This window comes from Pseudophaeobacter sp. 1A09344 (assembly GCF_041008745.1).
In the GTDB taxonomy this organism is placed as follows: Bacteria; Pseudomonadota; Alphaproteobacteria; order Rhodobacterales; family Rhodobacteraceae; genus Phycobacter; species Phycobacter gallaeciensis_A.
Genome location: NZ_JAXGFS010000001.1, coordinates 396,330 through 420,232, shown reverse-complemented (window position 1 = coordinate 420,232; position 23,903 = coordinate 396,330). Strand labels below are relative to the sequence as shown.

Annotated in this window: 24 protein-coding genes; 16 read left to right on the top strand and 8 right to left on the bottom strand. The window is 60.9% G+C overall.

The annotated features are described in order from the left end of the window. The first annotated feature begins 15 nt into the window (after positions 1-15). Both SM765_RS01880 and SM765_RS01875 read left to right on the top strand, forming a co-directional pair. On the top strand, positions 16-522 hold the full coding sequence (locus SM765_RS01880; RefSeq protein WP_065273358.1) for a TRAP transporter small permease: 507 nt from the start codon (positions 16-18) through the stop codon (positions 520-522). After that, positions 515-1,828 (top strand): TRAP transporter large permease, encoded by a 1,314-nt coding sequence (locus SM765_RS01875; protein ID WP_274836882.1) that lies wholly within the window; start codon positions 515-517, stop codon positions 1,826-1,828. The genes SM765_RS01880 and SM765_RS01875 overlap by 8 nt, the downstream gene beginning before the upstream one ends. Before the next feature lie 131 nt (positions 1,829-1,959). On the opposite strand, the gene SM765_RS01870 is transcribed toward SM765_RS01875, so the two are convergent. After that, the gene (locus SM765_RS01870) at positions 1,960-2,922 is read right to left on the bottom strand and encodes a Gfo/Idh/MocA family protein (protein ID WP_274836881.1); all 963 of its coding nucleotides are present in this window, start codon (positions 2,920-2,922) and stop codon (positions 1,960-1,962) included. A gap of 707 nt (positions 2,923-3,629) precedes the next feature. Here SM765_RS01870 and SM765_RS01865 point away from each other — a divergent pair. After that, entirely contained in the window at positions 3,630-5,855 is a 2,226-nt protein-coding gene (locus SM765_RS01865; protein WP_274836879.1) for a hybrid sensor histidine kinase/response regulator, read from the top strand. Between the two features lie 106 nt (positions 5,856-5,961). Here the strand turns inward: SM765_RS01865 and SM765_RS01860 are convergent, their stop codons facing one another. Further along, positions 5,962-7,539, bottom strand: a complete 1,578-nt coding sequence (locus SM765_RS01860; RefSeq protein WP_274837241.1) for a bifunctional metallophosphatase/5'-nucleotidase — start codon at positions 7,537-7,539, stop codon at positions 5,962-5,964. Positions 7,540-7,713: 174 nt separating this feature from the next. Here SM765_RS01860 and SM765_RS01855 point away from each other — a divergent pair, with 174 nt between their 5' ends. Genes SM765_RS01855 through arsC form a run of 4 tightly spaced genes read left to right on the top strand, consistent with a single transcriptional unit; the run spans position 7,714 to position 9,873 of the window. Continuing rightward, entirely contained in the window at positions 7,714-8,052 is a 339-nt protein-coding gene (locus tag SM765_RS01855; protein ID WP_274833845.1) for a DUF952 domain-containing protein, read from the top strand. Then, the gene (locus tag SM765_RS01850) at positions 8,049-8,480 is read left to right on the top strand and encodes a DUF1330 domain-containing protein (RefSeq protein WP_274833844.1); all 432 of its coding nucleotides are present in this window, start codon (positions 8,049-8,051) and stop codon (positions 8,478-8,480) included. The genes SM765_RS01855 and SM765_RS01850 overlap by 4 nt, the downstream gene beginning before the upstream one ends. Continuing rightward, a complete protein-coding gene (locus SM765_RS01845) occupies positions 8,477-9,535 on the top strand; it encodes a quinone-dependent dihydroorotate dehydrogenase (RefSeq protein WP_274836876.1) in 1,059 nt (352 codons plus the stop codon). The genes SM765_RS01850 and SM765_RS01845 overlap by 4 nt, the downstream gene beginning before the upstream one ends. Further along, positions 9,532-9,873, top strand: a complete 342-nt coding sequence (gene arsC / locus SM765_RS01840) for an arsenate reductase (glutaredoxin) (RefSeq protein ID WP_274836875.1) — start codon at positions 9,532-9,534, stop codon at positions 9,871-9,873. Before SM765_RS01845 ends, arsC begins: the two co-directional genes overlap by 4 nt. On the opposite strand, the gene SM765_RS01835 is transcribed toward arsC, so the two are convergent. Genes SM765_RS01835 through SM765_RS01825 form a run of 3 tightly spaced genes read right to left on the bottom strand, consistent with a single transcriptional unit; the run spans position 9,870 to position 12,143 of the window. Further along, entirely contained in the window at positions 9,870-11,192 is a 1,323-nt protein-coding gene (locus SM765_RS01835) for an MATE family efflux transporter (RefSeq protein ID WP_274836874.1), read from the bottom strand. The two genes, arsC and SM765_RS01835, sit on opposite strands and share 4 nt — an antisense overlap. A 13-nt stretch (positions 11,193-11,205) precedes the next feature. Continuing rightward, positions 11,206-11,724, bottom strand: coding sequence for a PaaI family thioesterase (locus SM765_RS01830; RefSeq protein ID WP_065273350.1), 519 nt, complete (start codon positions 11,722-11,724; stop codon positions 11,206-11,208). Further along, a complete protein-coding gene (locus tag SM765_RS01825) occupies positions 11,721-12,143 on the bottom strand; it encodes a PaaI family thioesterase (protein WP_065273823.1) in 423 nt (140 codons plus the stop codon). The genes SM765_RS01830 and SM765_RS01825 overlap by 4 nt, the downstream gene beginning before the upstream one ends. A gap of 173 nt (positions 12,144-12,316) precedes the next feature. Here SM765_RS01825 and SM765_RS01820 point away from each other — a divergent pair, with 173 nt between their 5' ends. The 9 genes from SM765_RS01820 (at position 12,317) to SM765_RS01780 (ending at position 21,373) form a co-directional block, all read left to right on the top strand. Next, on the top strand, positions 12,317-12,685 hold the full coding sequence (locus tag SM765_RS01820; RefSeq protein WP_065273349.1) for a MerR family transcriptional regulator: 369 nt from the start codon (positions 12,317-12,319) through the stop codon (positions 12,683-12,685). 371 nt (positions 12,686-13,056) lie between these two features. Beyond that, entirely contained in the window at positions 13,057-13,458 is a 402-nt protein-coding gene (locus SM765_RS01815; RefSeq protein WP_065273348.1) for a MerR family transcriptional regulator, read from the top strand. Between the two features lie 78 nt (positions 13,459-13,536). Then, complete coding sequence (locus SM765_RS01810; protein WP_274836873.1) at positions 13,537-15,318, top strand: acyl-CoA dehydrogenase C-terminal domain-containing protein; 1,782 nt, start codon at positions 13,537-13,539, stop codon at positions 15,316-15,318. An 84-nt stretch (positions 15,319-15,402) separates the two neighbouring features. After that, the gene (locus SM765_RS01805) at positions 15,403-15,615 is read left to right on the top strand and encodes a hypothetical protein (protein ID WP_274827894.1); all 213 of its coding nucleotides are present in this window, start codon (positions 15,403-15,405) and stop codon (positions 15,613-15,615) included. Between the two features lie 35 nt (positions 15,616-15,650). Beyond that, on the top strand, positions 15,651-16,802 hold the full coding sequence (locus SM765_RS01800; protein ID WP_368981400.1) for an acyl-CoA dehydrogenase family protein: 1,152 nt from the start codon (positions 15,651-15,653) through the stop codon (positions 16,800-16,802). A 30-nt stretch (positions 16,803-16,832) separates the two neighbouring features. Continuing rightward, a complete protein-coding gene (locus tag SM765_RS01795; RefSeq protein ID WP_274836872.1) occupies positions 16,833-17,465 on the top strand; it encodes a glutathione S-transferase family protein in 633 nt (210 codons plus the stop codon). A 10-nt stretch (positions 17,466-17,475) separates the two neighbouring features. Continuing rightward, positions 17,476-18,687: an acetyl-CoA C-acetyltransferase gene (locus SM765_RS01790; protein WP_065273343.1), complete on the top strand. Its 1,212-nt coding sequence runs from the start codon at positions 17,476-17,478 to the stop codon at positions 18,685-18,687. Then, on the top strand, positions 18,687-19,172 hold the full coding sequence (locus tag SM765_RS01785) for a cupin domain-containing protein (protein ID WP_274836870.1): 486 nt from the start codon (positions 18,687-18,689) through the stop codon (positions 19,170-19,172). The genes SM765_RS01790 and SM765_RS01785 overlap by 1 nt, the downstream gene beginning before the upstream one ends. After that, a complete protein-coding gene (locus tag SM765_RS01780; protein ID WP_274836869.1) occupies positions 19,169-21,373 on the top strand; it encodes a 3-hydroxyacyl-CoA dehydrogenase NAD-binding domain-containing protein in 2,205 nt (734 codons plus the stop codon). Before SM765_RS01785 ends, SM765_RS01780 begins: the two co-directional genes overlap by 4 nt. Positions 21,374-21,500: 127 nt before the next feature. Here SM765_RS01780 and SM765_RS01775 read toward each other — a convergent pair whose 3' ends face one another. The 3 genes from SM765_RS01775 to SM765_RS01765 all read right to left on the bottom strand — a co-directional run bounded on the left by SM765_RS01775 (position 21,501) and on the right by SM765_RS01765 (position 23,899). Beyond that, the gene (locus tag SM765_RS01775) at positions 21,501-22,163 is read right to left on the bottom strand and encodes a Hint domain-containing protein (protein WP_065273340.1); all 663 of its coding nucleotides are present in this window, start codon (positions 22,161-22,163) and stop codon (positions 21,501-21,503) included. 109 nt (positions 22,164-22,272) lie between these two features. Continuing rightward, complete coding sequence (locus SM765_RS01770; protein ID WP_065273339.1) at positions 22,273-22,923, bottom strand: sulfotransferase family 2 domain-containing protein; 651 nt, start codon at positions 22,921-22,923, stop codon at positions 22,273-22,275. A gap of 52 nt (positions 22,924-22,975) precedes the next feature. After that, positions 22,976-23,899, bottom strand: coding sequence for a DMT family transporter (locus SM765_RS01765; RefSeq protein WP_065273338.1), 924 nt, complete (start codon positions 23,897-23,899; stop codon positions 22,976-22,978). Between the last annotated feature and the right edge of the window lie 4 nt (positions 23,900-23,903).

The following is a 23,903-nucleotide window of genomic DNA, read 5'->3' as shown; positions in this document are numbered from 1 at the left end:
CTCAAGCGAGGCCCGATGCAATACGCCCTCCGGTTCCTGACCGCCCTTTCAAAACTGCCGATGTTCCTGGCCAACCTGTCCCTTTTTGCGCTGATGTGCCTGACCTTTGCAGATGTGCTGATGCGTTCGGTTTTCAATGCCCCGATCGAAGCGGCAACCGAGCTGATCCGTATCGGCATTGCGCTTATCGTGTTCGCCGCCTTGCCGGTTCTGAGCGCCCAGAACGGCCATATCGCCGTTGATCTGTTGGACGGGCCGTTCCGCAGGATGAGACTTGAACGCTGGCGTGATGCGGCTGTTGCCCTGATCTGTGCTGTGATGCTGTGGTATCCGGCGGGCCGTGTTGTCGATCTGGCGGAACGCTCGCGCAGCTACGGCGACGTGACAGAATATCTGTCGATCCCCACCTTTTATATCGCCTATTTCATCGCAGCGATGATCTACGTCACCGCTGTCGCATTGATCGGGCGCGGCCTGCTGCACCTCATTGCGCCGCATATGCTGGAGGCCAAGAATGCTTGAATCCTTCCTTGGCTTTATCGCCGTCTTCGTTCTGGTCCTGCTGCGCATCCCGATTGCCTTTGCCATGGGTTTTGTCGGCATGATCGGGTTGATTTACGAAACCAGCTATCGCGCTGCGATTTCGATGGTCGGGCGTTTGATCATCGACACCGCACAGGACTACGGCCTCAGCGTCATTCCCCTGTTCATCCTGATGGGGCTTTTCGTCAACAAGGGTGGGATCAGTCGCGAGCTCTACCGCGTCTCGAACGCCTTTCTGGGACATTTCCGTGGCGGTCTGGCCATGGCCACAATCGTGGCCTGCGGTGGGTTTGCGGCCATCTGCGGATCCTCGCTGGCAACGGCGGCAACCATGGCCAAGGTGGCCATGCCGGAAATGCGCAAATACGGATATGCAGACGGTCTTTCCAGTGCCTCCATCGCGGCGGGCGGCACCCTGGGCATTCTCATTCCACCCTCCGTGATCTTGGTGATCTACGGCCTGCTCACGGAAACCTCCATCGGCAAGCTCTTTATCGCGGGCATCGTTCCCGGCTTCCTTGGCGTCCTGTTCTACCTTGCGGCCGTGCGCCTGACCGTGATGCGCAACCCAGAGGCAGGCCCTGCCGGGACGCGTGCCACATGGGGCGAACGCCTGCAGGCGCTCAGCCATGTCTGGGCCGTTCTGCTGCTGTTTTTTCTGGTCATCGGCGGCCTTTACGGAGCGCTCAACTTCTGGCCGCTGAACCTCGCCTTTTCCCCTACCGAGGCCGCAGGAATGGGCGCAATGGGCGCTTTCCTGATCGCCCTGGCCCGGGGCAACCTGAATTGGCGAAGCATTCGCGAAGTCCTGGGGGAGACGGCTCTGACCACGGCCTCGCTCTTTGCGGTTCTTATAGGGGCCTGGGTGTTTTCCAACTTCGTCAATCTGGCCGGTCTGCCCGAAGGGCTACTAGCGCTGGTCACATCGCTTGATCTGGGCCCCTGGGTTGTCATGGGCCTGATCATACTGATCTACCTCGGCCTGGGCTGCATCTTTGAAAGCATGTCGATGCTGCTTCTGACCGTGCCGATTTTCTTCCCCCTGATCACATCGCTGGGGTTCGATCCGGTCTGGTTCGGGATCGTTGTCGTCGTCGTGATTGAAATCAGCCTGATCACGCCTCCCGTCGGCTTGAACGTCTTCATCCTCAAAGGGGTGGTTGGTGACGTTTCGACCGCTACCATCTTTCGCGGCGTGACGCCTTTCTGGCTGATGGATATCCTGCGCCTGATCCTGCTACTCGCCTTCCCTACGCTTGTGCTGTTCTTGCCAAGTCAAATGTAGGAAGCGCGGCGGAACTGGTGCTTAGGGTTTCGTAGGCCGAGGCGCATGTACCACGTGAGGGCGGCTCACCTCGCCGCCACTTCGCAAGGTATCGAGGATGGACCTGCCCCAACGGCAGGTCCAAACGCCCCTCAGCCTTTTCCGCCCAACATCTCCTCAACCAGGCGCTGCACCTCCAGCGCCTCTTGCGGGGTGGCAAGCCGGTGAGGTTTGCCCGCCATGCACAGAAGGAAATCGTCCAACTGCGCTTGCAGCGCGACGGTGCGGCGGTCTGCCGGAGGTTGGGGCACCGGAACGAAGTCGTCCCCTTCCGAGATGGCATGGTCCGAGAAATTCGAAACCCGGTGGCTGGCCTTGCTGCCCTTGATGGTGAACTCCTGACGATCCGGCTGCGCACCGCCGACCGAAGCCAGGATCGACACCGGCAATCCTTCCTCGTTTTCCAGCCGGGCCAACAACGCCGTTTCGCACAGCGCCGGGTCCCCAGGGTAAGAGGGCTTCGCCCAGGAGACGGTGAGCGAGCCAAAGATCCGCTGGGTGAAGAACAGGAAATGCGACAGGACCTCGCGCGTCATGCCGCCTTCGGCGCGGAACCGCAGCCAGTCCGCCGCCTGCTGCCAGGCGCGCGGCCAGGCAGCATAGGTCACCACCATATCCACCCCGACGAGATCGCCCATTTCCCCTGCAAGGGCAGCACTGGAGATATCCGTTAGAGCCGCACCGGCGGCCTGAGTGAAATTCACCGCTGCTGGTACGCCGCTGGCCTTGAGCCCTGCCACCAGCGCCTCGCTTTCCGCCAGATCAACGCCAAGCGGTTTTTCCAGAAACACCGCTTGGCCAGCCGCAGCCGCCGCCAGGGCATAGGCTTTGCGCGGTACCGGAGGGCAAGCAAGATAGACCAGATCAGCCGCCGCGATTGCCGCCTCGGGCGTACCTGTCACCTCAGCCTCGGGCGCCAGTGCCTGCGCGGCTGCGCAAGCGTCCGCAGACGGATCCCAAAGGGCTACCGGAGTGTAGTCTTTGTGCAGGATCAGTTGCTCAAGCATCCGCTGCCCCATGATCCCCAGTCCGATTACCGCTGTCTTCACCGCCATGTTGGCTCCTGTTTTTACTTCTAATTGTATTGATCCAGCATCGCCGGTTCTAAGGTCCCGCCCCACAGAGGTGGATCGGCTACTGTTGTTTGTCATGTGTAATTACAGACAGATCGGCGCTTCCGCAGCAGGCGCTTTGTGACAATTATCCCTAACACATGCAAAGAGAGCGATGCGACCTATTTCCGGACCCCCATGCCACAGACGCCGCGATCAAAAGTGACAGCCGCTCAGGTCTCAAAATGAAAACAATCTACGTATGACTGGAGCTTAGCGGTACCTCAATCACGAACCTCCGGTTACCTCACGGCACCTGCAAGCCGGAGTTGTGACCGCAGAAACGATCCCAAAGCCTCGCTTTGCCCCTGTTGCCACGGCCAAGATTGCTCCTGGAATTAACCTGTATTGGCTCAAAACCGGCCATCGCCCACTTGCTGAGGGGCGACAGCGAATCCTGCTCTGCTGAGAAAGCTCAAAGATATGGGCAATCGACAGCCCGGCCCAAGCCCGGCAACACACCATTTACCACACAGGCTTTCCGCCTTGTTTTCAATATCTTCGCGATATACCGTCACTCTGTCCTCACGAAACAATGATCGACACCCTTTGTGCGAAACCGGACGCCATACGTATCAATATCGAAGATATCTTTTCATGCTCTCGCCTCTACGCTGCACAACTTGCCCCCAGGGTGTTCCGGTTAGGCCATGACCTGCCTGACACACCTGCATGTTACGCTGGCCGCTGCGACCGCTGCCATGCTCTGGGCGATCTGCGCCATGATCTTGTTCTGGGTCGCACGCAACACCCGCTTTGCGGGTAAGCCCGCCTTTCTGCTGACATTGAGTGCGATGCTGTGGTGGCTGTTTACCGTTGCCGCCGATCTCGCTTCGCCCGGAGAAGCCTGCAAGGTTGCCTGGTCCCTTGCTGCCTGGCCCGGCATCACCTTGCTGCCGATTGCCTGGTCCTTCTTTGTCTTCGACTACACGATGAATTCCAGCCGCAAGCGGCAACCGATCCGGTTGTTGCTCTATGTCGCTCTGCCAATCCTTGTCGCCCTCATCGCTGCCACCAACAGTCAGACGCAGCTGTTGTATGGTCCTGACACCCGGCTTGTGACCGAGGGCAAAAATACATTCGTCATTTTTGACCATGGCCCCCTGTTTTATGCGGTTGCGGCTGGGCTTTATATTTTTGTGAGCACCGCCCTTGGGCTGCTGACCTATGCGCTGATCCGGGCCAGGAAAATCATTCGGCCATTCCTCGCGGTGCTGATTTTCATCACCGCAGCGCCGCTCACGGCCAATCTGGCCTATATTTTCAATGGCTTCACTGTTTTCGGATATGATCCCACCCCCTTCATGTTTGCCGTGACCCTTATCGCGCTGAGCTGGCTGCTGCTGAACAATACGATGATGGATACCGTCGCACAGGGCCGGAGCCTGTTGTTCTATGCCACCCATGATCCGGTGATCATTCTGGACGCAGACGGTCGCTTTGCAGGGGCCAATCCCGCCGCCAAAATGCTGTTTGGTGAAACCCTTCCACGCCATGGCGACACGCTGGATCATCTGGACAAGATCGGTACGACACTGCAGTCCTTCCTGAACAGTGGCGTTCTGGCCAACGCGGAACCGATCCGGCTCAACGGGCGTATCTTTGATATGCGCGCGCTGCCGATCGAAAGCCCTATGCAAAGCAAGAGCCCGCTCCTGGGTTGGTCCGTTTCCCTTGTCGACATCACCGAAAGAGAACGGTCTGCCGAGGCCCTGCGCGAGGCGCTGGCGACAGCAGAAGCCGCCAACCGCGCGAAATCGCATTTTCTGGCGAATGTCAGCCACGAAATCCGTACGCCGTTGAATGGCATTCTGGGGATGGCCTCGGTGCTGAGCGAAACCGCGCTGGACAGGGAACAGCATGACTATCTTCGCATTATCGAGGATTCCGGTCAGGTGCTGCTCACGACGATCGGCGATGTTCTCGATCTGTCAAAGATCGAAGCGGGACGGATGGCTCTGGAAACCCGGCCTTTCGCACTCCGCGATGCAATCGAAGGTGCGCGATCACTGTTTTCAGCTAGAGCCGAAGAAAAACACCTGCAGCTCAGCGCCAGCATTCACGAGGATCTGCCTCAGATGATAGTCGGCGACGGACACCGGTTCCGCCAGGTCCTCCACAATCTGGTCTCCAATGCCATCAAGTTCACCCAGTCAGGCAGCGTCACCATCACAGCGGAACCCACGGCTGAGGGCAGCGAGCTGTTGGTCCGGGTCAGTGATACCGGTGCCGGCGTTCCCATCGGGGCCCGGCAGGCGATCTTTCTTCCTTTTCAGCAGGCGGATGCGGGCGACACACGCAAGTTCGGTGGAACCGGTCTGGGGCTGTCGATTTCCCGTCAATTGTGCCACCTGATGGGCGGCAGCCTGGAACTGGCCGATAAAGCCGGGAAAGGCGAAACCTTTGAAATCAGACTACCGCTGGTCCCAGGCCCTGACGTAGACACGGGACCGCTTCAGTCCACCACGGATGTCGCCACAGTGTCAGACGCTCCGGCGATGGAGGTTCTGGTAGTCGATGACAACAAGACCAACCGGCTGATCCTCGAAAAGTTCCTCTGCCATACCTCCTGCGAGGTTCACAGTGCCTGCAGCGGCGCCGAAGCGCTCGACATGGTGCGCGCTTCTGCCTTTGATGTGGTTCTGATGGATATTCAGATGCCCGGTATGGACGGCGTAGAGGCGACGCAGAAGATCCGCGCCATGGAACAGGCCACCCGTCGGCCGCCCTGCTTTATCGTCGCCGTCACCGCCAACGCCATGCCTGAGCAACTGGAACAATATTTGGCGGCAGGCATGGACGAGGTTCTGGCGAAGCCGGTGTCAAAGCCTCAGTTGCTGTCGCTCTTGCAACAGGTCCCCCGGAAGGCCGCATAGGGGCAGTTCAACGTTCCAGAACCGCCCCCATAGAGGCGGGGCACGTCAAATGTATGATTTGCGCGCAGCCTTAGACCGCGCGCAAATCCACTACCCGCAAGCCCGATTACTTCTGCGCGATGCGCCCATCGGTATAGGGCGAATATGCCCCTTGCTCTGCCAAATATTCCGCCAGCACATCCGCAAGATCGGGACCAAAGTCATAGGCGTTCTTGTCATCGCCTGAGAAGACCTTGTAGCCATCGCCGCCATTGCGCACGTAGTTGTTGGTTACAACCAGATAGGTCTTGGCCGGATCCAGCGGGGTAAATCCGTCGCCCATATCGACCATCACCTCCTGCACGCGCCCTTCGTTCGGGGCAACCGTAGGATCCCAGGTGAAGGTCAGCCCGGCTACCTGCGGAAAGCGGCCTTTGACCTCTTCCACCTGGCTGACACCGTTTTCAAGCGCAGCAACCAGTTCCTGACCTGAGATTTCAAAGGTCGAAAGCGTATTCTGGAACGGCAGGATGGTCAGAACCTCGCCCATCGTCACCTCGCCCGGCTCCAAGCTGGCGCGGATGCCGCCCGAGTTGGCAATGGCGATCTGCACGCCCTGATCCTTGACCCGGTCCAGCATCGCATCCGCAACAAGATTACCCATCTGGCATTCCTGAATGCGGCAGGTCTGGCGGTCTCCGTCCACCGCAGCCGCAGCCTCGGCCACCACCTTGTTTCGGATCTCATCAAGCGGCTGCGCCAGCTCGGCGATACGGGCGACGGTGGCTTCATCCTCAGCCACGGTGCCATCCATGATCAGCGGCTCACCTACCGCCTCGACCAGGTTCCCAGTCTCATCAAAGGTCACGTTCAGCTCGCCCAGAAACTTGCCATAGGCATAGGCTTGCACGATGGCCACACCGTTCACCATCGTCGGATAAGGCCCAACCGCCCGGTCCGATACATTGGAGAGATAAGTGTTACTGTGCCCTCCTACGATCACATCGACGCCCTTGGTTTCGGCCGCGACGCGCTGATCGACGCCATAGCCGGAATGGCTCAGCACGATGATCTTGTTGATGCCTTCCGCTGTCAGACGGTCGACTTCGGCCTGCACGGCGGCCACCGGATCGGAGAAGGTGATATTCTTGCCGGGGCTGGCCAGCTCATGGGTGTCTTCGGGCGTAAGACCAATCAGGCCGATCTTTTCGCCTCCGCGCTCGATCACGGTGGATTTCTTCAGCACATCCGCCAGCGCCGGTTCCGCGCTGACATCGGCATTGGACATCAGCACCGGAAAGCCCACCGCATCCATGAAGCCGCGCAGCACCTCGGGGCCGTCGTCGAACTCGTGGTTGCCGACGGTCATCCCGTCATAGCCCATCTTGTTCATCATCTCGGCCGCGGCTTTACCCTTGTAATAGGTATAGAACAGCGAGCCCTGGAATTGGTCACCACCATCCACCAGGATCGAATTGTTGCTGCGAGTTCGGGCATCGGCAATCGCGCTCACCAGACGGGCGGAGCCACCAAAGCATTTGCCCTCGGCGTTGTCACCCTCGCGGCAGCCGCTGTCGTATTTGCTGATCGGTTCAAACCGGGAGTGGAAATCATTGGTGTGCAGAATGGTCAGCTTGTAATCGGCGGCCGCAACCCCCGCCGTCAGCCCCAGTGCCGCAACCGACATAAGGAAACGTGTCATCATCATCAGGACTCCCTTGTTTTATGATTGGAGGAATGGTGCGACCAAACAACGCGCCAGTCAAAGGGGAAAAACAACCAGACCGGGTTTCCTAGGGTCAGCCTGCGCAGGCAGTGGGCATCAGCACCGCCGGATTACAGGCTTGATTCCGTACGCGGCGCGGGGCATCACGATTTCATGCTGATCTACAAAATTTTCCGGGCGGACGAATGGGCCGCATTTGAGGCTGCGGGCACCACCCGCGGCGCGCCGATCGACCTTTCCGATGGCTACATCCACTTTTCCACCGCCGACCAGGCCGCCGAAACCGCGGCCAAGCATTTCGCGGGCGCGGAGGGGCTGTTTCTCCTCGCGCTGGAGGCTGACGCTCTGGGCGATGCGCTGAAATGGGAAGTCTCTCGCGGCGGCGCGGAGTTCCCCCATCTTTATCGCGAAATGAAGCTGGACGAGGTGCTTTGGGCCAAACCGCTGCCGCTGAAGGATGGCCGGCACCAATTCCCGCAGGAGATGACATGAGCCATTATATCGACCCGGACCGCGCCCAGTTCGAAGCCTTCAAGGGGCTCGACCGCGACCAGCCCATCGAGATGCTGAACCTTGTGAAGTTCCGCGACACCGCCGCCTACCCCGAGGATCACGCGCTGGCTGGCACCGGGCTGACGGGGGCCGAGGCTTACAAAAATTACGGCCGCGAAACCGCGCCGATCATCGCCCGCCTCGGCGCCGGTATCGTCTGGCGCGGCAATTGGCAGGCGACCCTGATCGGCCCGGGGGATGAGGTCTGGGACGAGATGTTCATCGCCCGCTACCCCACTGCCCATGCGTTTCTGGAGATGGTGACCGACCCCGATTACCGCAAGGCGGTGGTGCACCGTCAGGCCGCGGTTGAGACCTCGCGCTTGATCCGCACCAACCCTGCGAAAGGCGGAGCGAGTTTCGGATGAAGCTGACAGAGAAGCTGGCCCTTGCCGCCCTGCACCGCGTCGATCCCGAAACCGCACACGGGCTGTCGATCAAGGCACTGACATCGGGGTTCACACCGACGCCCGGCCCGGTGACTTCGCCGCGTCTGAAGACAACGCTTGCCGGGATCGAACTACCGAACCCGGTGGGTCTGGCGGCAGGGTTTGACAAGAACGCCGAGGCGTTGTTGCCGCTGTCGCGCGCCGGTTTCGGGTTCATCGAGGTGGGCGCCGCAACGCCCCGCCCGCAGCCCGGCAACCCCAAACCGCGCCTGTTCCGCCTGACCGAGGATGGCGCTGCCATCAACCGCTTTGGCTTCAACAACGAAGGCATGGAGGTGATCGGCAAGCGCCTTTCGCAGCGTCCCCGCGATGCCGTCATTGGTCTGAACCTTGGCGCCAACAAGGACAGCGAGGACCGCGCTGCCGATTTCGCACGGGTCCTGGCCCATTGCGGCGCGCATCTGGATTTTGCCACCGTCAACGTGTCCTCCCCCAACACCGAAAAACTGCGCGACCTGCAGGGCAAGGCAGCGCTGTCGGCGCTGCTGGCCGGGGTGATCGAAACCCGTGATGGTCTGCTGCGCCGGGTTCCCGTGTTCCTGAAAATCGCCCCCGATCTGGACCGCGCCGGGATCGAGGATATCGCCGCCGTGGCGCTGGAAAGCGGCATCGATGCGGTGATCGCCACCAACACCACCCTGTCGCGCGAGGGCCTCAAAAGCGCGCATCGGGACGAGGCAGGCGGGCTATCCGGGGCGCCGCTGTTTGATCGCTCTACCCGGGTTCTGGCGCAGCTTTCAGAGCTGTTGCAAGACCGGGTGCCGCTGATCGGGGTTGGCGGGATCAGCAACGCAGAACAAGCCTATGCAAAGATCTGCGCAGGCGCCACGGCGGTGCAGTTCTACACGGCGATGGTCTTTGGCGGTCTGTCGCTGGCGGGCGATATCGCACGCGGGCTGGATGCCCTTTTGGCACGCGACGGCTTTGACAACGTCGCGCAAGCTGTTGGAACCACAAGAAAGGACTGGCTGTGATCACCTATTGGCACAATCCTCGCTGCTCAAAATCCCGCGCCGGTCTCGCCCTCTTGGAGGAGCGCGGCGCAGAGGCCGAAGTGCGGCAATATCTGAAAGACGCGCCCAGCCTGGAGGAAATCAAGACGGTGCAAGCCGCGCTGGACCTGCCTGCAATCGGCATGATGCGCACGGGCGAGAAAACTTTCAAGGAGCTGGGCCTCAGCAAGGACAGCGCCGAGGCGGATCTGCTCGCCGCAATGGCGGAACATCCGATCCTGATCGAACGCCCGATCGCCATCAAGGGTGACCGGGCCGTCATTGGCCGCCCGACCGAGGCTATCGAGGCGCTGCTTTAGGCGGCGACGCTGGCCTCCAACCGTGGATATCGAAGGGCAAGCGTGGCGGCCCGCGCCACGTTCAGCACCATCAGTGCGCCCCAGAGGCCATGATTGCCAAACAGCGGCACCAGAACCAGCAGCGACACCACATAAAGCGTCACCGACTGGATCATCGCAACGCGCATATCCCGCGTCCATGTGGCGCCGATAAAGACACCATCGAGCATGTAACTGGCCACGCTCAGCACCGGCGCCAGCGCTGCCCAGAAGAGGAACAGCCGCGCCGTGCTGCGCACCTCGGGCGAGGTTGTCATCACATCGATGATCGTACCGCCGCCAAGCGCAAAGGCGAGCGACAGGACCACCGCCCCGCCAAGCGCCCAGAAAGACGCCAGCAAGGCCGCCCGGCGCATCCGGTCGCGGCTATTTGCGCCCACGGCGCCGCCCACCAGGGCCTCGGCAGAGAAGGCAAAGCCATCAAGCGCAAAGGCGGTGATCTCCAGAAACTGCAACAGCACCTGATTGGCCGCCAGTTGCACATCGCCAAGATCCGCGCCAATGAACAGGAAAGTGGTGAAGGAGCCGGTCAGCAGAACCGAGCGCACCATGATGTCGCCATTGACCTGCAGCATGCGGCGCAGCCTTGCGGGGTCGAATACCCGCCCCCAGTCGCGCCACTGATTGCCGCCAAAGGCGTCCCGGCACAGCCACAGCCCCAGCGCCAGGCCGCTCCATTCGGCGATCAGGGTCGCCGCCGCGACGCCCTCGACGCCCCAGTCAAGCCCCAGAACGAACCACAGATCCAGCAGGATATTGAGCCCGTTCATCCAGATCTGCAGGATGAAGACGCCGCGCGTCCGCTCCATCGCGATCAGCCAGCCCGTCACGGCATAGAGCGCAATTGTGGCAGGTGCCCCCCAGATCCGAATGGTCAGATACTCGCGCGCCAGCGTCTCCACCTCGGCGCTGGCCGGGGCCAGCGCAAAGGCACCCCAGAACAGAAGCGTCTGAAACACGATAAAGACACCACCGGCCAGTGCGGCCAGGATCAGTCCCCGCATCAAAAGAGCGCCGGTTTCAGCCATATCCCCGGCGCCACGCGCCTGCGCCGCAAGCCCGGTGGTGCCCATGCGCAGGAACCCGAAGATCCAGTAGACGGTGGCCAGGATAACGGCGCCAATTCCCACGGCGCCAATCGGAGCCGCCTGCCCCATCTGCCCCACCACGCCGGTGTCGACCGCGCCAAGGATCGGCACCGTCACGTTGGACAGCACGATCGGCACCGCGATCTTCAGAACCCGGCCGTGGGTGATTGGCGCCTCGGACGCGGCAGTCATCGCGACACCCGGTTCAATCCTTTTTCACAGGATCCTGCGGGATCAGGAAATGGCCGGTGGCCTGCGCGAACAGCCGGTCCTTGTGATCCTGCCAGGCCTCGACATGGACCGAGGCATAGCGGCGCCCGGCCCGGTTCACCGTCGCCCGCGCATAGGCGTCGCGCGGCAGGCCAGATCGCAGGTAATCAACGGTGAAATCGATCGTCTTGGGCTGGCGCGGCAGTTTGCCTGCCGTCAGCTCATTCGGGTCCAGCTCGCCGGATTCGATTTTCGGCCACAAATGCGCCCAGTTCAGTGTGACCACTGATGTAACCTCAAGGAAAGCCGCCGTGACGCCGCCATGGATAGCAGGCAGGAACGGATTGCCGATCAGCTTCTCATCGAAGTTGAGGATCGCCGTCAGCTCATCCCCGCGCCGGTCAAAGGTGATCCCCAGAAAACGGATATAAGGCACGGCCTCGACAAGGGCGGCAAGGGCGGCATCGCGGCGCTGCTTGACCACCTGAACGGGTTCGGGACGGGAACGGTTCAAAACCCTTTCTCCACTGTGAAGGCACCCGAAGCCGTGGCCACGGGGCGGTCGCTGTCGTCATCCATCGCAACCGCGCGGACAAAGGCAACGTTGCGGGTGATGTGATGGCAGGTGGCCCGAGTGACAATGGTCTGCCCCGGGGTCGCTGCCCGCATGTAATCGATACGCAGATCAATGGTTGCGGTGCCGCCGGGCGCCGAGGGATGGCTCATCACTGCCGCACCGCAGCAGGTGTCCATCACGGCCGAAACCGCGCCGCCATGAATGACACCCGTCTCAGGGTCGCCGATCAGTTTTTCATCATAAGCCATGGTGATCTCGGCCATGCCATCGCCGATTTCGGTCAGCACCATGCCCAATTCACGGGCGTGGGGGATGGCTTCGATGAACTGGCGCGCCAGCTGGGTCTTGTCCGCCATAGGGGCGTTCCCTTTGATCTGTTTGGTTTTTGTATGCGCAACCTTGGCCCTGCCCGCCCCAAAGCGCAACCCCGTGATCACAGCGCTCCGTGACGTCGGATGAAGTTGCCTGCTGCGGGTGCTTGCACTGTTTGCCGCAGTTGCATAGGTTCGCGGCCAAGGGGAGAAAGTGGATGACCGAAGCCAGATTGTCATTCAAGGAAATGTGCGCTGCGTTCGACGTGACACCGCGTACATTGCGCTATTACGAGTACATCGAGCTGCTGCAGCCCGATCGCGAAGGGCGGTCGCGGTTCTACGGCCCGCGTGAAAAGGCGCGGATGAAGCTGATCCTGCGCGGACGCCGGTTCGGCTTTCAGCTCGAAGAGATCCGGCAATGGCTGCTGATCCGCGAGAACGAAGGCGATCAGGCACAAATGCAGGCCTTTGTGGAGATGGCGGACCGGCAAATGATCGAGCTGCAAAAGCAGCGCGAGCAGCTGGATGAGGCCATGGAAGAGCTGAGCGCCCTGCGCGTCACCACCCTGGCTCTGGCGAAATAACACGAATACTCCCGTTTCGGCGGCTCTCGGAATACCGGATTTCACGCGGCAGCTATGCCTGCGTGGCCGTGCTGTGAAGTGCCCTTGGTCCGCCCGCTCGGCATATCTGACGTGCTGGGTGGGATTCGCCGCACCGCCGCATCGAATCCCGAAAGATCCGACCTGAATTCCGCCTTTACCCCTGCCCCGGATCCCCCTTTCGCCGGATTTACCAGGCGTTCCGGGGTCCGACGCTGCGTCACAAATAGCTCTCTCCACGTCACCCACGCATGTGACGCAGCGTACAGCTTACGTAAACGTCAAGAAGATGTTGTAAAACACGCCTCAGCTGTTCAATTTTAGGCTGCACCCAGCAGTCAAGAGTGACGACGATGACCGAAGAGACAAAATCCATCCGTCAGATGTGCGATGAGTTCGACGTGACTCCGCGCACCCTGCGGTTTTACGAAGCCAAGGAACTGTTGTTCCCGATCCGCGACGGCCAGAAACGCCTGTTCACCAAACGGGACGGCGCACGCCTGAAACTGATCCTGCGCGGAAAACGGTTTGGCTTCAGCCTTGAGGAAATCCGCCAGCTTCTGGACCTTTATCACATCGGGGACCAGCAGCTGACGCAGCTGTCGCGCACCTATGATGTCGCCTGCGAACGGCTCGCCGATATGGAACGCCAGCGGGACGAGCTGAACGAAGCGATCGAAGATCTGCAACAGCAGCTGAAATGGGGCGAAAGTGTCATCGCCTCGATGAAATCCGAACAGGAGGCTGCCGAATAACCGGTTGCCCCGCCCCGGCCTTCCGCCCTTCGGGAGGTCACGCCAGACAAACACTGAAGAAATTCAACGAGGACCGCGATGCCCGTTTACAATGCTCCCACCAAGGACACCCAGTTCATCCTGCACGATGTCTTGAAAGTCTCCGAGGCCGCCACGCCGGGATATAGCGAGTTGGAACGCGATTTCACCGGCGCCATTCTGGAAGAGGCTGGTAAGATCAGCTCCGAGGTTCTGCACCCGCTGAACGTGGTGGGTGATACCGAAGGCTGCCGCCTGGAAAACGGGATTGTCTACACCCCAACCGGCTTCAAGGACGCCTTTGAGCAGGTCAAGGAAGGCGGCTGGACCGGTCTGGATATGCCGGAACAATACGGCGGCCAGAACATGCCCTATGTGCTGGGCACCGCAGTGGGTGAGCTGTTCTCCTCGGCCAACCAAGCATTTGTGATGTATCAGGGCCTCACCCATGGCGCCGCCTCGGCGATCCTGGCGCATGGCACCGACGCGCAGAAAGACACCTACCTGCCCAAGATGGTGTCTTGCGAATGGACCGGCACCATGAACCTGACCGAACCGCATTGCGGCACCGATCTGGGTCTGATGCGTACCAAGGCAGAACCGCAGGCAGATGGCACCTACAAGGTGTCAGGCCAGAAGATCTTTATCTCGGCCGGTGATCACGACATGTCCGAGAACGTGATCCATCTGGTTCTGGCCAAGATCCCCGGCGGCCCCGAGGGTATCAAGGGCGTCAGCCTGTTCATCGTCCCGAAATTCATCGTCAACGAAGACGGCTCGGTCGGCGAACGCAATGGCGTCTCGGTGGGCAATATCGAAAAGAAGATGGGCATCCACGGCAACTCGACCTGTGTGATGAACTATGATGAGGCGACCGGCTACCTCCTTGGCACCGAGCACAAGGGCATGCGCGCCATGTTCACCATGATGAACGAAGCCCGTCTGGGTGTCGGCATGCAGGGCGTGGCCCAGGCCGAGGCCGCCTACCAGAACGCTGTTGAATACGCCAAGGACCGCCTCCAGGGCCGTGACGTGACCGGCGTCAAGAACCCCGATGGCCCGGCCGATCCGCTGATCGTGCACCCGGACATCCGCCGCAGCCTGATGGATCAGAAAAGCTTTGTCGAAGGGGGCCGTGCCTTCCTTCTGTGGGGCGCAACCATGATCGACAAGGCGCACCGCGACGGTGACAAGGACGCCGACGGTCTGGTCTCGCTGCTGACTCCGGTGATCAAGGGCTTCCTGACCGACGAAGGCTACGACATGACCGTGAAGGCCCAGCAGGTCTATGGCGGCCACGGCTATATCGAAGAACACGGGATGAGCCAGTACACACGCGATGCCCGCATTGCGCAGATCTACGAAGGGGCAAACGGCGTTCAGGCGCTCGACCTCGTGGGCCGCAAATTGGCGCAGGACGGCGGCAAGCACGTCATGGCCTTCTTTGATCTGGTGAAAAATTTCTGCAAGGAAAACGCTGGTATCTCCGAGGATTACGCCAAGGACTTCATCGAGCCGCTGAAGGCCGCCTCCAAGGATCTTCAGGCCGCGGGCATGTATTTCATGCAGAACGGCATGAAGAACCCCAACAACGCGCTCTCTGGCTCTTATGACTTCATGCACATGTTCGGTCATGTCTGCCTTGGCCTGATGTGGGCGCAGATGGCAAAGGCCGCGCATGCTGCGCTGGAGGCCGGAACCTCTGACGCGGCGTTCTACGAGACAAAGCTGACCACCGGCCGTTACTACATGGCACGGCGCCTGCCCGCCACGCAGCTGCACCTTGTGCGCATCCAGAGCGGTGCGGATACGGTGATGGCGCTGGACGCGGCAAGCTTCTGATCCTTTGCCGGGGCGTTCCAACCGGGACGCCCTGCTTTGCCTTCCCTTCCGGCCCGGTGCCCAGACCAAAAGGACCACCGAACCATGCCAAAACGGTTCCGCCTGACCCGCCGCTTTCCGGTTGCCATGACCGAGGATGGTTATCGCAGGCTGAAACGTTTTGCCCATGAGGCCGGGTTGGACGAAGGCGAGGCGCTGTCATTCCTTTTTGAGAATTTCGACAGCGTCACCGACAGCGAAAACCTGACCCACCGGCTGCGTCTGTTCAACAGCGCGCTGGAGGACAGAAAACGATAGGCACGCCGCAACGACGCGTGCTGAAAGGGAGAGACATGAGCACCGAGACCCGTTCCGCCTGGATGACAGACGAGCATCAGATGCTGGCCGACATGACGGCGCAGTTCATCACCAACGAATGGATGCCAAAATACGAAAAATGGCGCAAACAGGGGATGATGGACCGCGAGACGTGGAACCAGGCCGGTGAATTGGGGCTTCTCTGCCCCTCGATCCCCGAGGAATACGGCGGCGCGGGCGGTGATTTCGGGCACGAGGCCGCAATCCTGATCGAAGGCAGCCGCGCCAATCTGGCGAGCTGGGGCCATGGCATCCATTCCGGCATCGTTGCGCATTACATTCTTCAGTACGGCACCGAGGAGCAGAAGAAACGCTGGCTGCCCAAGATGGTTTCGGGTGAGCTGGTTGGCGCACTGGCGATGACCGAACCCTCCACCGGTTCGGACGTGCAGCGGATCAAGGCCAAGGCGATCCGCGATGGCAACGCCTACCGTCTGTCCGGGCAAAAAACCTTTATTACCAATGGCCAACACGCCAATCTTATTCTGGTTGCAGCCAAGACGGATCCCTCGCAGGGCTCCAAGGGCGTGTCGCTGGTGGCGCTTGAAACCGACGGCGCCGAGGGCTTCCAGCGCGGGCGCAACCTCGACAAGGTGGGCCTGCATGCTGCCGATACCTCCGAGCTGTTCTTCGACAACGTCGAAATCCCGCCGGAAAACATCCTTGGCCAGGAAGAGGGCAAAGGCTTTTATCAGATGATGCAGCAGCTGCCGCAGGAACGTCTGATCATCGCCTGTGGTGCAGTGGGCGCCATGGAAGGCGCGGTCGAGCGCACCATCGCCTATTGCAAGGAACGCGAAGCCTTTGGCGGCCCGCTGACCCAGTTTCAGAACACCCGTTTCAAACTGGTGGAATGCCTGACCAAGACCAAGGTTGCGCGCGCCTTCCTGGATGAATGCATGGCCGAGCATCTGCAAGGCAAGCTGACCGTCGAAAAGGCGGCGATGGCGAAATACTGGACCACCGACACCCAAGGCGAAGTGCTGGATGAATGCGTCCAGATGCATGGCGGTTATGGCTTCATGCAGGAATATGCCGTCGCGGAAATGTGGGCTGACGCCCGGGTGCAGCGCATCTACGGTGGCACCAATGAAATCATGAAGGAACTGATTTCGCGCAGCCTTTGATCTGCTGAATTCCGTGGGAGGATTTGAAGAATGACCATCAAACTGCACTGTTTCGGAGAAAGCGGTAACGCCTATAAGGCCGCCTTGGCGCTTGAGCTGTCGGGCCTTGAGTGGGAGCCTGTCTTTGTTGATTTCTTTGCCGGGGTGAACCGCACGCCGGAATTCCGGGAAATGAACGTGATGGGCGAAGCACCGGTGCTGGAAGACGGCGACATGCGCCTGACACAGTCCGGCGCCATCCAGCAGTATATCACCGACAAAACGGGCAAATTCGGCGGCGCGCCGGAGGACAAATACGAGGTGCTGCGCTGGGTTCTGTGGGATAACCACAAACTCTCCAGCCAGGCGGGCATGACCCGGTTCCTGATGAACTTCCTGCCCGAAGACAAGCGCCCCGACCAGGTGATCGGCTTCATGCAGGGACGGCTCAAGGCCGCCTATGCGACGCTGAACGCCCATCTGGACGGACGTGACTGGATCGTTGGCGATGGGATCACCAATGCTGACCTTTCCTGCTGCGGCTACCTTTATTATCCCGAACCCTTCGGCTTTGACCGCGCCGAATGGCCCCATATCGACGCCTGGCTGACCCGTCTCAGCGAAACGCCCGGCTGGAAACCCCCCTATGATCTGATGCCCGGCAACCCGTCGGACCGAGCTTGAGGAGATACTTATGACCGAAGCTTATATCTATGACGCGATCCGCACCCCGCGCGGAAAGGGCCGCAAGGACGGCTCCTTGCACGAGGTGACCTCGGTGCGCCTGTCCGCGCTGACACTGAACGCCCTGAAGGCGCGCAACAACCTGGATGGTCACGCCGTCGAGGACGTGATCTGGGGCAACGTCACCCAGGTGATGGAACAGGGCGGCTGCCTTGCACGCACCGCGGTTCTGGCCTCGGATCTGGACGAAAGCATTCCGGGCCTCGCCATCAACCGTTTCTGTGCCTCGGGCATGGAGGCCGTGAACCTGGCCTCCAACCAGGTGAAGGGCGGCGCAGGCAAGGCCTATATCGCGGGCGGTGTTGAGATGATGGGCCGCGTTGCCATGGGCAGCGATGGCGCGGCCATCGCCGTGGATCCCTCGGTTGCAATGGAAACCTATTTCGTCCCGCAAGGCATCTCGGCCGATATCATCGCCACAGAATACGGCTTTTCGCGTGAGCAGGCCGATGCGCTGGCCGTTGAATCGCAGCGCCGCGCCAAGGAAGCCTGGGACGATGGCCGTTTCGACAAGTCGGTGATCGCCGTCACTGATCAGAACGGTCTGACCATTCTGGACCGCGACGAATACATGCGCCCCCAGACCGACATGCAGAGCCTTGGTGCGTTGAACCCTTCGTTCCAGATGATGGGCGAGCAGATGCCCGGCTTTGATGCTGTGGCCAAGCTGAAGTACCCGCACCTGGAGCGGATCAACCATATCCACCACGCGGGCAACTCCTCTGGCATCGTCGATGGCGCTGCCGCCGTTCTGATCGGCAACAAGGAGTTCGGCGAGGAATACGGTCTGAAACCCCGCGCCCGCATCAAGGCGACGACCAAGATCGGCACCGATCCCACCATCATGCTGACCGGCCCTGTGCCCGCAACGCAGAAGATCCTTGCCGACAACGGCATGGCGATCAGTGATATCGACCTGTTCGAAGTCAACGAAGCCTTTGCCTCGGTCGTGCTGCGCTTCCAGCAGGCGTTTGACGTGGACCCTGCCATCGTGAACCCCAACGGCGGCTCCATCGCGATGGGCCACCCGCTGGGCGCCACCGGCGCGATGATCATCGGCACGCTGCTGGACGAGTTGGAGCGCACCGACAAGGAAGTTGGTCTCGCGACGCTCTGCATCGCATCCGGCATGGGCGCGGCCACGATCATCGAGCGCGTCTGATGCCCAAGCTGAACCTGGCCGATATCCCCTGGCGGACCGGCTCCGCCTACCCCGGCAAGCTGGCAGAGGCGGTCGCGGGCCGCTCCAGCCAGCGCTTGGGCGATGCGGGTGGCCTCACGCAGTTTGGCGTGAACCTCGTTCAGCTGGAACCGGGTGGCCTGTCGTCCTTGCGCCATTACCACATGGAGCAGGACGAATTCCTGATGGTCACCGCCGGGGTCTGCACCCTGATCGATGATCACGGGGAAACCGAACTGCACCCCGGCGACTGCGCCACTTTTCCTGCAGGAGATGCCAACGGCCATCACCTGAAAAACAACACCGACGCGCCTGCCACCTTCCTGGTGGTGGGCACGCGCACCGAAACAGAGACCGCTTATTACAGCGATATGGACATGATGGTGAAACAGGACTCCAACGGGTCCGCCTTCACCCGCAAGGACGGCAGCCCGCTGACGGCTGACCAGATCGGAGACGAAACATGACTGAGTTTATGCTTTCCAAGGACGCTGACGGCGTCGCAACCATCACCTGGGATGTGCCCGGCAAGACCATGAACGTGATGTCCTTTGACGGGCTCATGGAACTGGAAGCCGCCATCGACGACGCATTGGCCGATGACGCGGTCAAAGGCATCGTGATCACCTCGGGCAAGGAAGGCTCCTTTGCCGGCGGCATGGACCTGAACCTGCTGGCGGTGATGAAGGAAGAAGCCGGAGACGATCCCGCACGCGGCGTCTTTGACGGCATCATGAAAATGCATGCCCTGCTGCGCAAGATCGAGCTGGCAGGCATGGACCCCAAGACCAAGAAGGGCGGCAAGCCGATTGCCACCGCCCTGCCCGGCACCGCCGCGGGCATCGGCATGGAGCTGCCGCTGTCCACGCACCGGGTCTTTGCCGCGGAAAACCCCAAGGCGAAATATGGCCTGCCGGAAATCCTGATCGGTATCTTCCCCGGCGCCGGCGGCACCACCCGCATGGTACGCAAGGTGGGCGCCATCGCAGCCGCGCCGCTGCTGCTCGAAGGCAAGATGCTGGACGCGAAAAAGGCCAAGAGTGCAGGTTATATCGATGAGATCGCAGCCGATCCCGTCGCCGCCGCGAAAGAATGGGTGCTCAGCGCCAAGGACGCCGATCTGGTGAAACCCTGGGACGCCAAGGGCTACAAGATGCCCGGCGGCGCGCCCTATCACCCGGCTGGTTTCATGAACTTCGTTGGCGCCTCCGCAATGATCAACGGCAAGACGCAAGGCGCCTTCCCGGCGGCCAAGGCGCTTCTGTCGGCAGTCTATGAAGGCGCGCTCGTCGATTTCGACACGGCATTGAAGATCGAGGCCCGCTGGTTCACATCCGTGATCATGAACCCCTCGTCGGGCGCCATGATCCGCTCCCTGTTCCTGAACAAGGAAGCCCTGGAGAAAGGCGCCGTGCGGCCAAAGGACGTGCCGGATCAGCGCGTCAAGAAACTCGGCGTTCTGGGTGCGGGCATGATGGGCGCGGGCATCGCGCTGGTTTCGGCGCAGGCCGGTATGGAAGTGGTTCTGGTGGACCGCGATCAGGCCGCAGCCGACAAGGGCAAGGCCTATACCGAAGCCTATCTCGACAAGGGCATCAAACGCGGCAAGGTCACTGCCGAGAAGAAAGAGGCGATGCTGGGCCTGATCAACGCAACGCCGGATCTGGACGCGTTGAAGGGCTGCGATCTGATCATCGAAGCGGTCTTCGAAGATCCGGCCGTCAAGGCCGAGATGACCCAGAAGGTCGAGGCGATCATCCCCGAGGATTGCATCTTCGCCTCCAACACCTCGACCCTGCCGATCACCGATCTCGCCAAGGCGTCGAGCCGTCCTGAGCAGTTCATCGGCATCCACTTCTTCTCTCCGGTTGAGAAGATGCTGCTGGTGGAGATCATCAAGGGCAAGGAAACCGGTGATCGCGCGGTGGCCAAGGCGCTGGATTACGTGCGCCAGATCCGCAAGACCCCGATCGTTGTCAATGATGCGCGTTTCTTCTACGCCAACCGCTGCATCATTCCCTATATCAACGAAGGTCTGCGCATGATCACCGAGGGCGTGTCGCCCGTGCTGATCGACAATGCGGCGCGTCAGCTGGGCTTCCCGGTGGGTCCGATCCAGCTCAACGACGAGACCTCGATCGACCTGGGTGCCAAGATCGCCCGCGCAACCAAGGCTGCCATGGGCGATGCCTATCCCGACAGCCCGGCGGATGATCTGATCTTCTGGATGGAAGGTCTGGGTCGTTTGGGCCGCAAATCCAATGCCGGCTTCTTCGACTATGACGAAAAGGGCAAGCGGGTTGAATACTGGAAAGGCATGCAGGAGAAATACCCGCTGGCCGAAGACCAGCCCGATCTGATCGAAGTGCAGGAACGCCTGATGTTTGCGCAGGTGCTGGAAGCCGTGCGCGCGCTGGAAGAAGGCGTTCTGATGGATATCCGCGAAGGCGACGTGGGGGCAATCCTGGCCTGGGGCTTTGCGCCTTGGTCCGGCGGCCCGCTCAGCTGGCTCGACATCATCGGCACGCCCTATGCTGCCGAACGCTGCGATCAGCTGACCGAAGCCTACGGTGAGCGCTTCACCTGCCCGGCGCTGCTGCGGGAGATGGCGGAGAAGGGTCAGACCTTCTATGGCCGGTTCAATCCGGATGCAGCCGCCGCTGCTTAAGATTGGGCACTCAACAAACGAAATGGCCGACCCCAAACCGGGTCGGCCATTTTTGTTTCTTGGTAAGGCTCTGTAGTAAAACCAAAACCCTGACCGGCTCACCCAGTTTCTTTTACCGGGCGGAACCTCAGATCAGGGACGGAGCTCCCGAAGGGTCAATCGTGGGGCCAGCACCAAAACCCCCAAGTTGCTCTGCTGCAGCCATGGCCAGCACAAGATCACGCGCCTCGGCTGCCGACAGTACATTGTAGAACTCAGGTGCGGCGGCGCCATTCAGCAGATCGCCTTGCATCGGTGCAAAGCCAAGGAAGCCAGCCTCCAAATAGATCACCTCGTCCCGGGCAAAGCGGGGGATGATCAACTCCATCCGCTCGCCTGGATGCAGGCGGCGGATACCGCGATAGCCGTCCAGCGCACAGGCGGGAACCACGGCAAAGGGATCGCCATGGGCGTCCTCGACCAGATCACTTTCCATCAGAACGCCCTGATCCGGCATCAGATACATCGGCACGCGGTTGTTCAGCGCGTCCTGCGGCACCAGCAGTGGGCAGAACACCGGGTCCACGTCGCCTTCACCCACCAGCACCGTTTCGCGCCGCACTTCGACCAGTGGCTGCATGCCATGATCAAAGGTCAAAAGCTGGTCGCCGACAGTCAACGCCTCGACCGGGCGCCAGCCCAGGTTCGACGCCGCATGGGTTCCGGCCAGAAAACCACCCTGCCCAACCGACACCATCGGCGCCGCGCCCTCGGAAAAAGGGTTGCTGCGTTTCTGGAACCAATCAAGCATCTGCGATCCTTTCCGGCCTTTCGGTCCGGGGTGCCTGTCCCCTGCGCCGTTTAGCCTGTTACATCCGTTTCGCGCGGGCGGTTTTGCCCGTCTTAAACAGAGGTAAAGGTTAAACGTTAAAAGAATATTCAAATTGTTCAATTTCTTCAGCGCAGCTTGCCGCCAGTGCGGCGCGACTTTGCAGATCGTAATATTCCCGCCAATCCCGCGCCCGGACCGAAGCATTGGCCCGCTCTAGGTTCAGCCGAAAGCCGAGATGATCAAACAGCGGCTCAGCATCCTTCTCAAAATACTCAATCCGGATATAGGCCTGACACTGTTCGCTCCCGTCCGCATGGCGCATGTAGGAACGCGGCGGATGCGCACGAAACGCCGAAAGTGTATCGGAATGCAGGATAAATTCGCGGAAATCCAAGGCCTTGGATCGCGTGACTGCAGGATGATCGAACGTCTGGTCCCGCAGCCAGTGGTAATAGCTGACCGCCCGATCAAAGGGATTGCGCACCAGAGTAAAGGCAAAAAGCCCCCTCATCTGGTCCTCCGGCAGCAGCCCTTCGATATCTGCGAGGGTGGAATGTTTCCACAACCTACCCCGCGTCTGCACCTCCTTCAGCCGCCGCCGCCGGTTGCGCGCCTTGGGCGTATCCCCCAGCATCATGTCGTCCTTCATCGCCCGCGCCTCCAGCGCCAACGACAGAGAGGTGCCCCCGGTTTTTGGGATATGGATAAAAACGAAGTTGCGGCCGGGGGACAGGATCATGACGCCAGCCTATGCAGTCCCGCGGGAAAAGAAAACGGCGGACCGCTGCGGTTTACGATCCGCGCAGGGCCAGTGTCGCCCCGGCCAGAACAATCAGGCCGATTCCCGCCATTTGCAGCAGATTCAGCGTCTGACCGAACACAAGCCAGGCAAAGGCGGGTCCGACGATGATCACCGAATATTCGAAGACTGCAACATAAGACGCCTCGCCCTGCTGATAGGCCTTGGTGATCAGGAACACCCCGACGACCGAAGCCATACCCTGCAGCAGCAGCCAATGCGAAATCTCCCACACTGGCCAGACCCAGCCCCGGGTGACAAACCCATCGGCGCCCTCGGCCACCGGCAACGGCCAGACCGCCAGCCCGCCTAGGGCCACAGCCCCGATCACCGCCTGCGCCAGCAGCATGGCAAACAACATCGACACCGTGCTTTCGCCCCGGCACATCAGCCCGGTCGCCATAGATCCCAGCGCGTAGAACAGCCCGCCACAGATCGGCAGCAGGATCAGCCAGTCGAAATCGAACAGGTCCGGCTGCAACACGCACAGCACACCGACAAACCCCAGCACCACCGCCCCGATACGGACCGGGCCGATACGATGCTTCAGAAACAGCACCGAGATCAGCACGATCAGGATCGGCGAGGTGAAAAGCCCGGCCAGCGCCTGCGCCAGCGGCATCAGCGCGACGGCTGAAAAGTAGAACACCATCGACACCGCCACCAGAAAGCCCCGCAGCGCCACCGGCCCCAGCCGCTGCGGCCGTAGCCCGCCCAGGCCGGCACGCATCATGACCCAGATCAACGGCAGGGTGATGACCGTACGCAACAAGTAGAACTGCCAGATTCCGATCTGCTCCGCCATGAGCGGCACGGCATTGTCACTGATACCGATGATGGCCATGGCGGCCAGCATCGCCTGCGCGGCTGTGGTCTGACTGCCTGCCACGCCGGGGGGAATGGTCAATTGTTTCATATCT

What these genes read in the sequence shown, in the direction of transcription:
- SM765_RS01880 (WP_065273358.1), top strand. Translation starts at nt 16, where the DNA reads ATGCAATACGCCCTCCGGTTCCTGACCGCCCTTTCAAAACTGCCGATG.
- SM765_RS01875 (WP_274836882.1), top strand. Translation starts at nt 515, where the DNA reads ATGCTTGAATCCTTCCTTGGCTTTATCGCCGTCTTCGTTCTGGTCCTG.
- SM765_RS01870 (WP_274836881.1), bottom strand. Translation starts at nt 2,922, where the DNA reads ATGGCGGTGAAGACAGCGGTAATCGGACTGGGGATCATGGGGCAGCGG.
- SM765_RS01865 (WP_274836879.1), top strand. Translation starts at nt 3,630, where the DNA reads ATGACCTGCCTGACACACCTGCATGTTACGCTGGCCGCTGCGACCGCT.
- SM765_RS01860 (WP_274837241.1), bottom strand. Translation starts at nt 7,539, where the DNA reads ATGATGACACGTTTCCTTATGTCGGTTGCGGCACTGGGGCTGACGGCG.
- SM765_RS01855 (WP_274833845.1), top strand. Translation starts at nt 7,714, where the DNA reads ATGCTGATCTACAAAATTTTCCGGGCGGACGAATGGGCCGCATTTGAG.
- SM765_RS01850 (WP_274833844.1), top strand. Translation starts at nt 8,049, where the DNA reads ATGAGCCATTATATCGACCCGGACCGCGCCCAGTTCGAAGCCTTCAAG.
- SM765_RS01845 (WP_274836876.1), top strand. Translation starts at nt 8,477, where the DNA reads ATGAAGCTGACAGAGAAGCTGGCCCTTGCCGCCCTGCACCGCGTCGAT.
- SM765_RS01835 (WP_274836874.1), bottom strand. Translation starts at nt 11,192, where the DNA reads ATGACTGCCGCGTCCGAGGCGCCAATCACCCACGGCCGGGTTCTGAAG.
- SM765_RS01825 (WP_065273823.1), bottom strand. Translation starts at nt 12,143, where the DNA reads ATGGCGGACAAGACCCAGCTGGCGCGCCAGTTCATCGAAGCCATCCCC.
- SM765_RS01820 (WP_065273349.1), top strand. Translation starts at nt 12,317, where the DNA reads ATGACCGAAGCCAGATTGTCATTCAAGGAAATGTGCGCTGCGTTCGAC.
- SM765_RS01815 (WP_065273348.1), top strand. Translation starts at nt 13,057, where the DNA reads ATGACCGAAGAGACAAAATCCATCCGTCAGATGTGCGATGAGTTCGAC.
- SM765_RS01810 (WP_274836873.1), top strand. Translation starts at nt 13,537, where the DNA reads ATGCCCGTTTACAATGCTCCCACCAAGGACACCCAGTTCATCCTGCAC.
- SM765_RS01805 (WP_274827894.1), top strand. Translation starts at nt 15,403, where the DNA reads ATGCCAAAACGGTTCCGCCTGACCCGCCGCTTTCCGGTTGCCATGACC.
- SM765_RS01800 (WP_368981400.1), top strand. Translation starts at nt 15,651, where the DNA reads ATGAGCACCGAGACCCGTTCCGCCTGGATGACAGACGAGCATCAGATG.
- SM765_RS01795 (WP_274836872.1), top strand. Translation starts at nt 16,833, where the DNA reads ATGACCATCAAACTGCACTGTTTCGGAGAAAGCGGTAACGCCTATAAG.
- SM765_RS01790 (WP_065273343.1), top strand. Translation starts at nt 17,476, where the DNA reads ATGACCGAAGCTTATATCTATGACGCGATCCGCACCCCGCGCGGAAAG.
- SM765_RS01785 (WP_274836870.1), top strand. Translation starts at nt 18,687, where the DNA reads ATGCCCAAGCTGAACCTGGCCGATATCCCCTGGCGGACCGGCTCCGCC.
- SM765_RS01780 (WP_274836869.1), top strand. Translation starts at nt 19,169, where the DNA reads ATGACTGAGTTTATGCTTTCCAAGGACGCTGACGGCGTCGCAACCATC.
- SM765_RS01775 (WP_065273340.1), bottom strand. Translation starts at nt 22,163, where the DNA reads ATGCTTGATTGGTTCCAGAAACGCAGCAACCCTTTTTCCGAGGGCGCG.
- SM765_RS01770 (WP_065273339.1), bottom strand. Translation starts at nt 22,923, where the DNA reads ATGATCCTGTCCCCCGGCCGCAACTTCGTTTTTATCCATATCCCAAAA.
- SM765_RS01765 (WP_065273338.1), bottom strand. Translation starts at nt 23,899, where the DNA reads ATGAAACAATTGACCATTCCCCCCGGCGTGGCAGGCAGTCAGACCACA.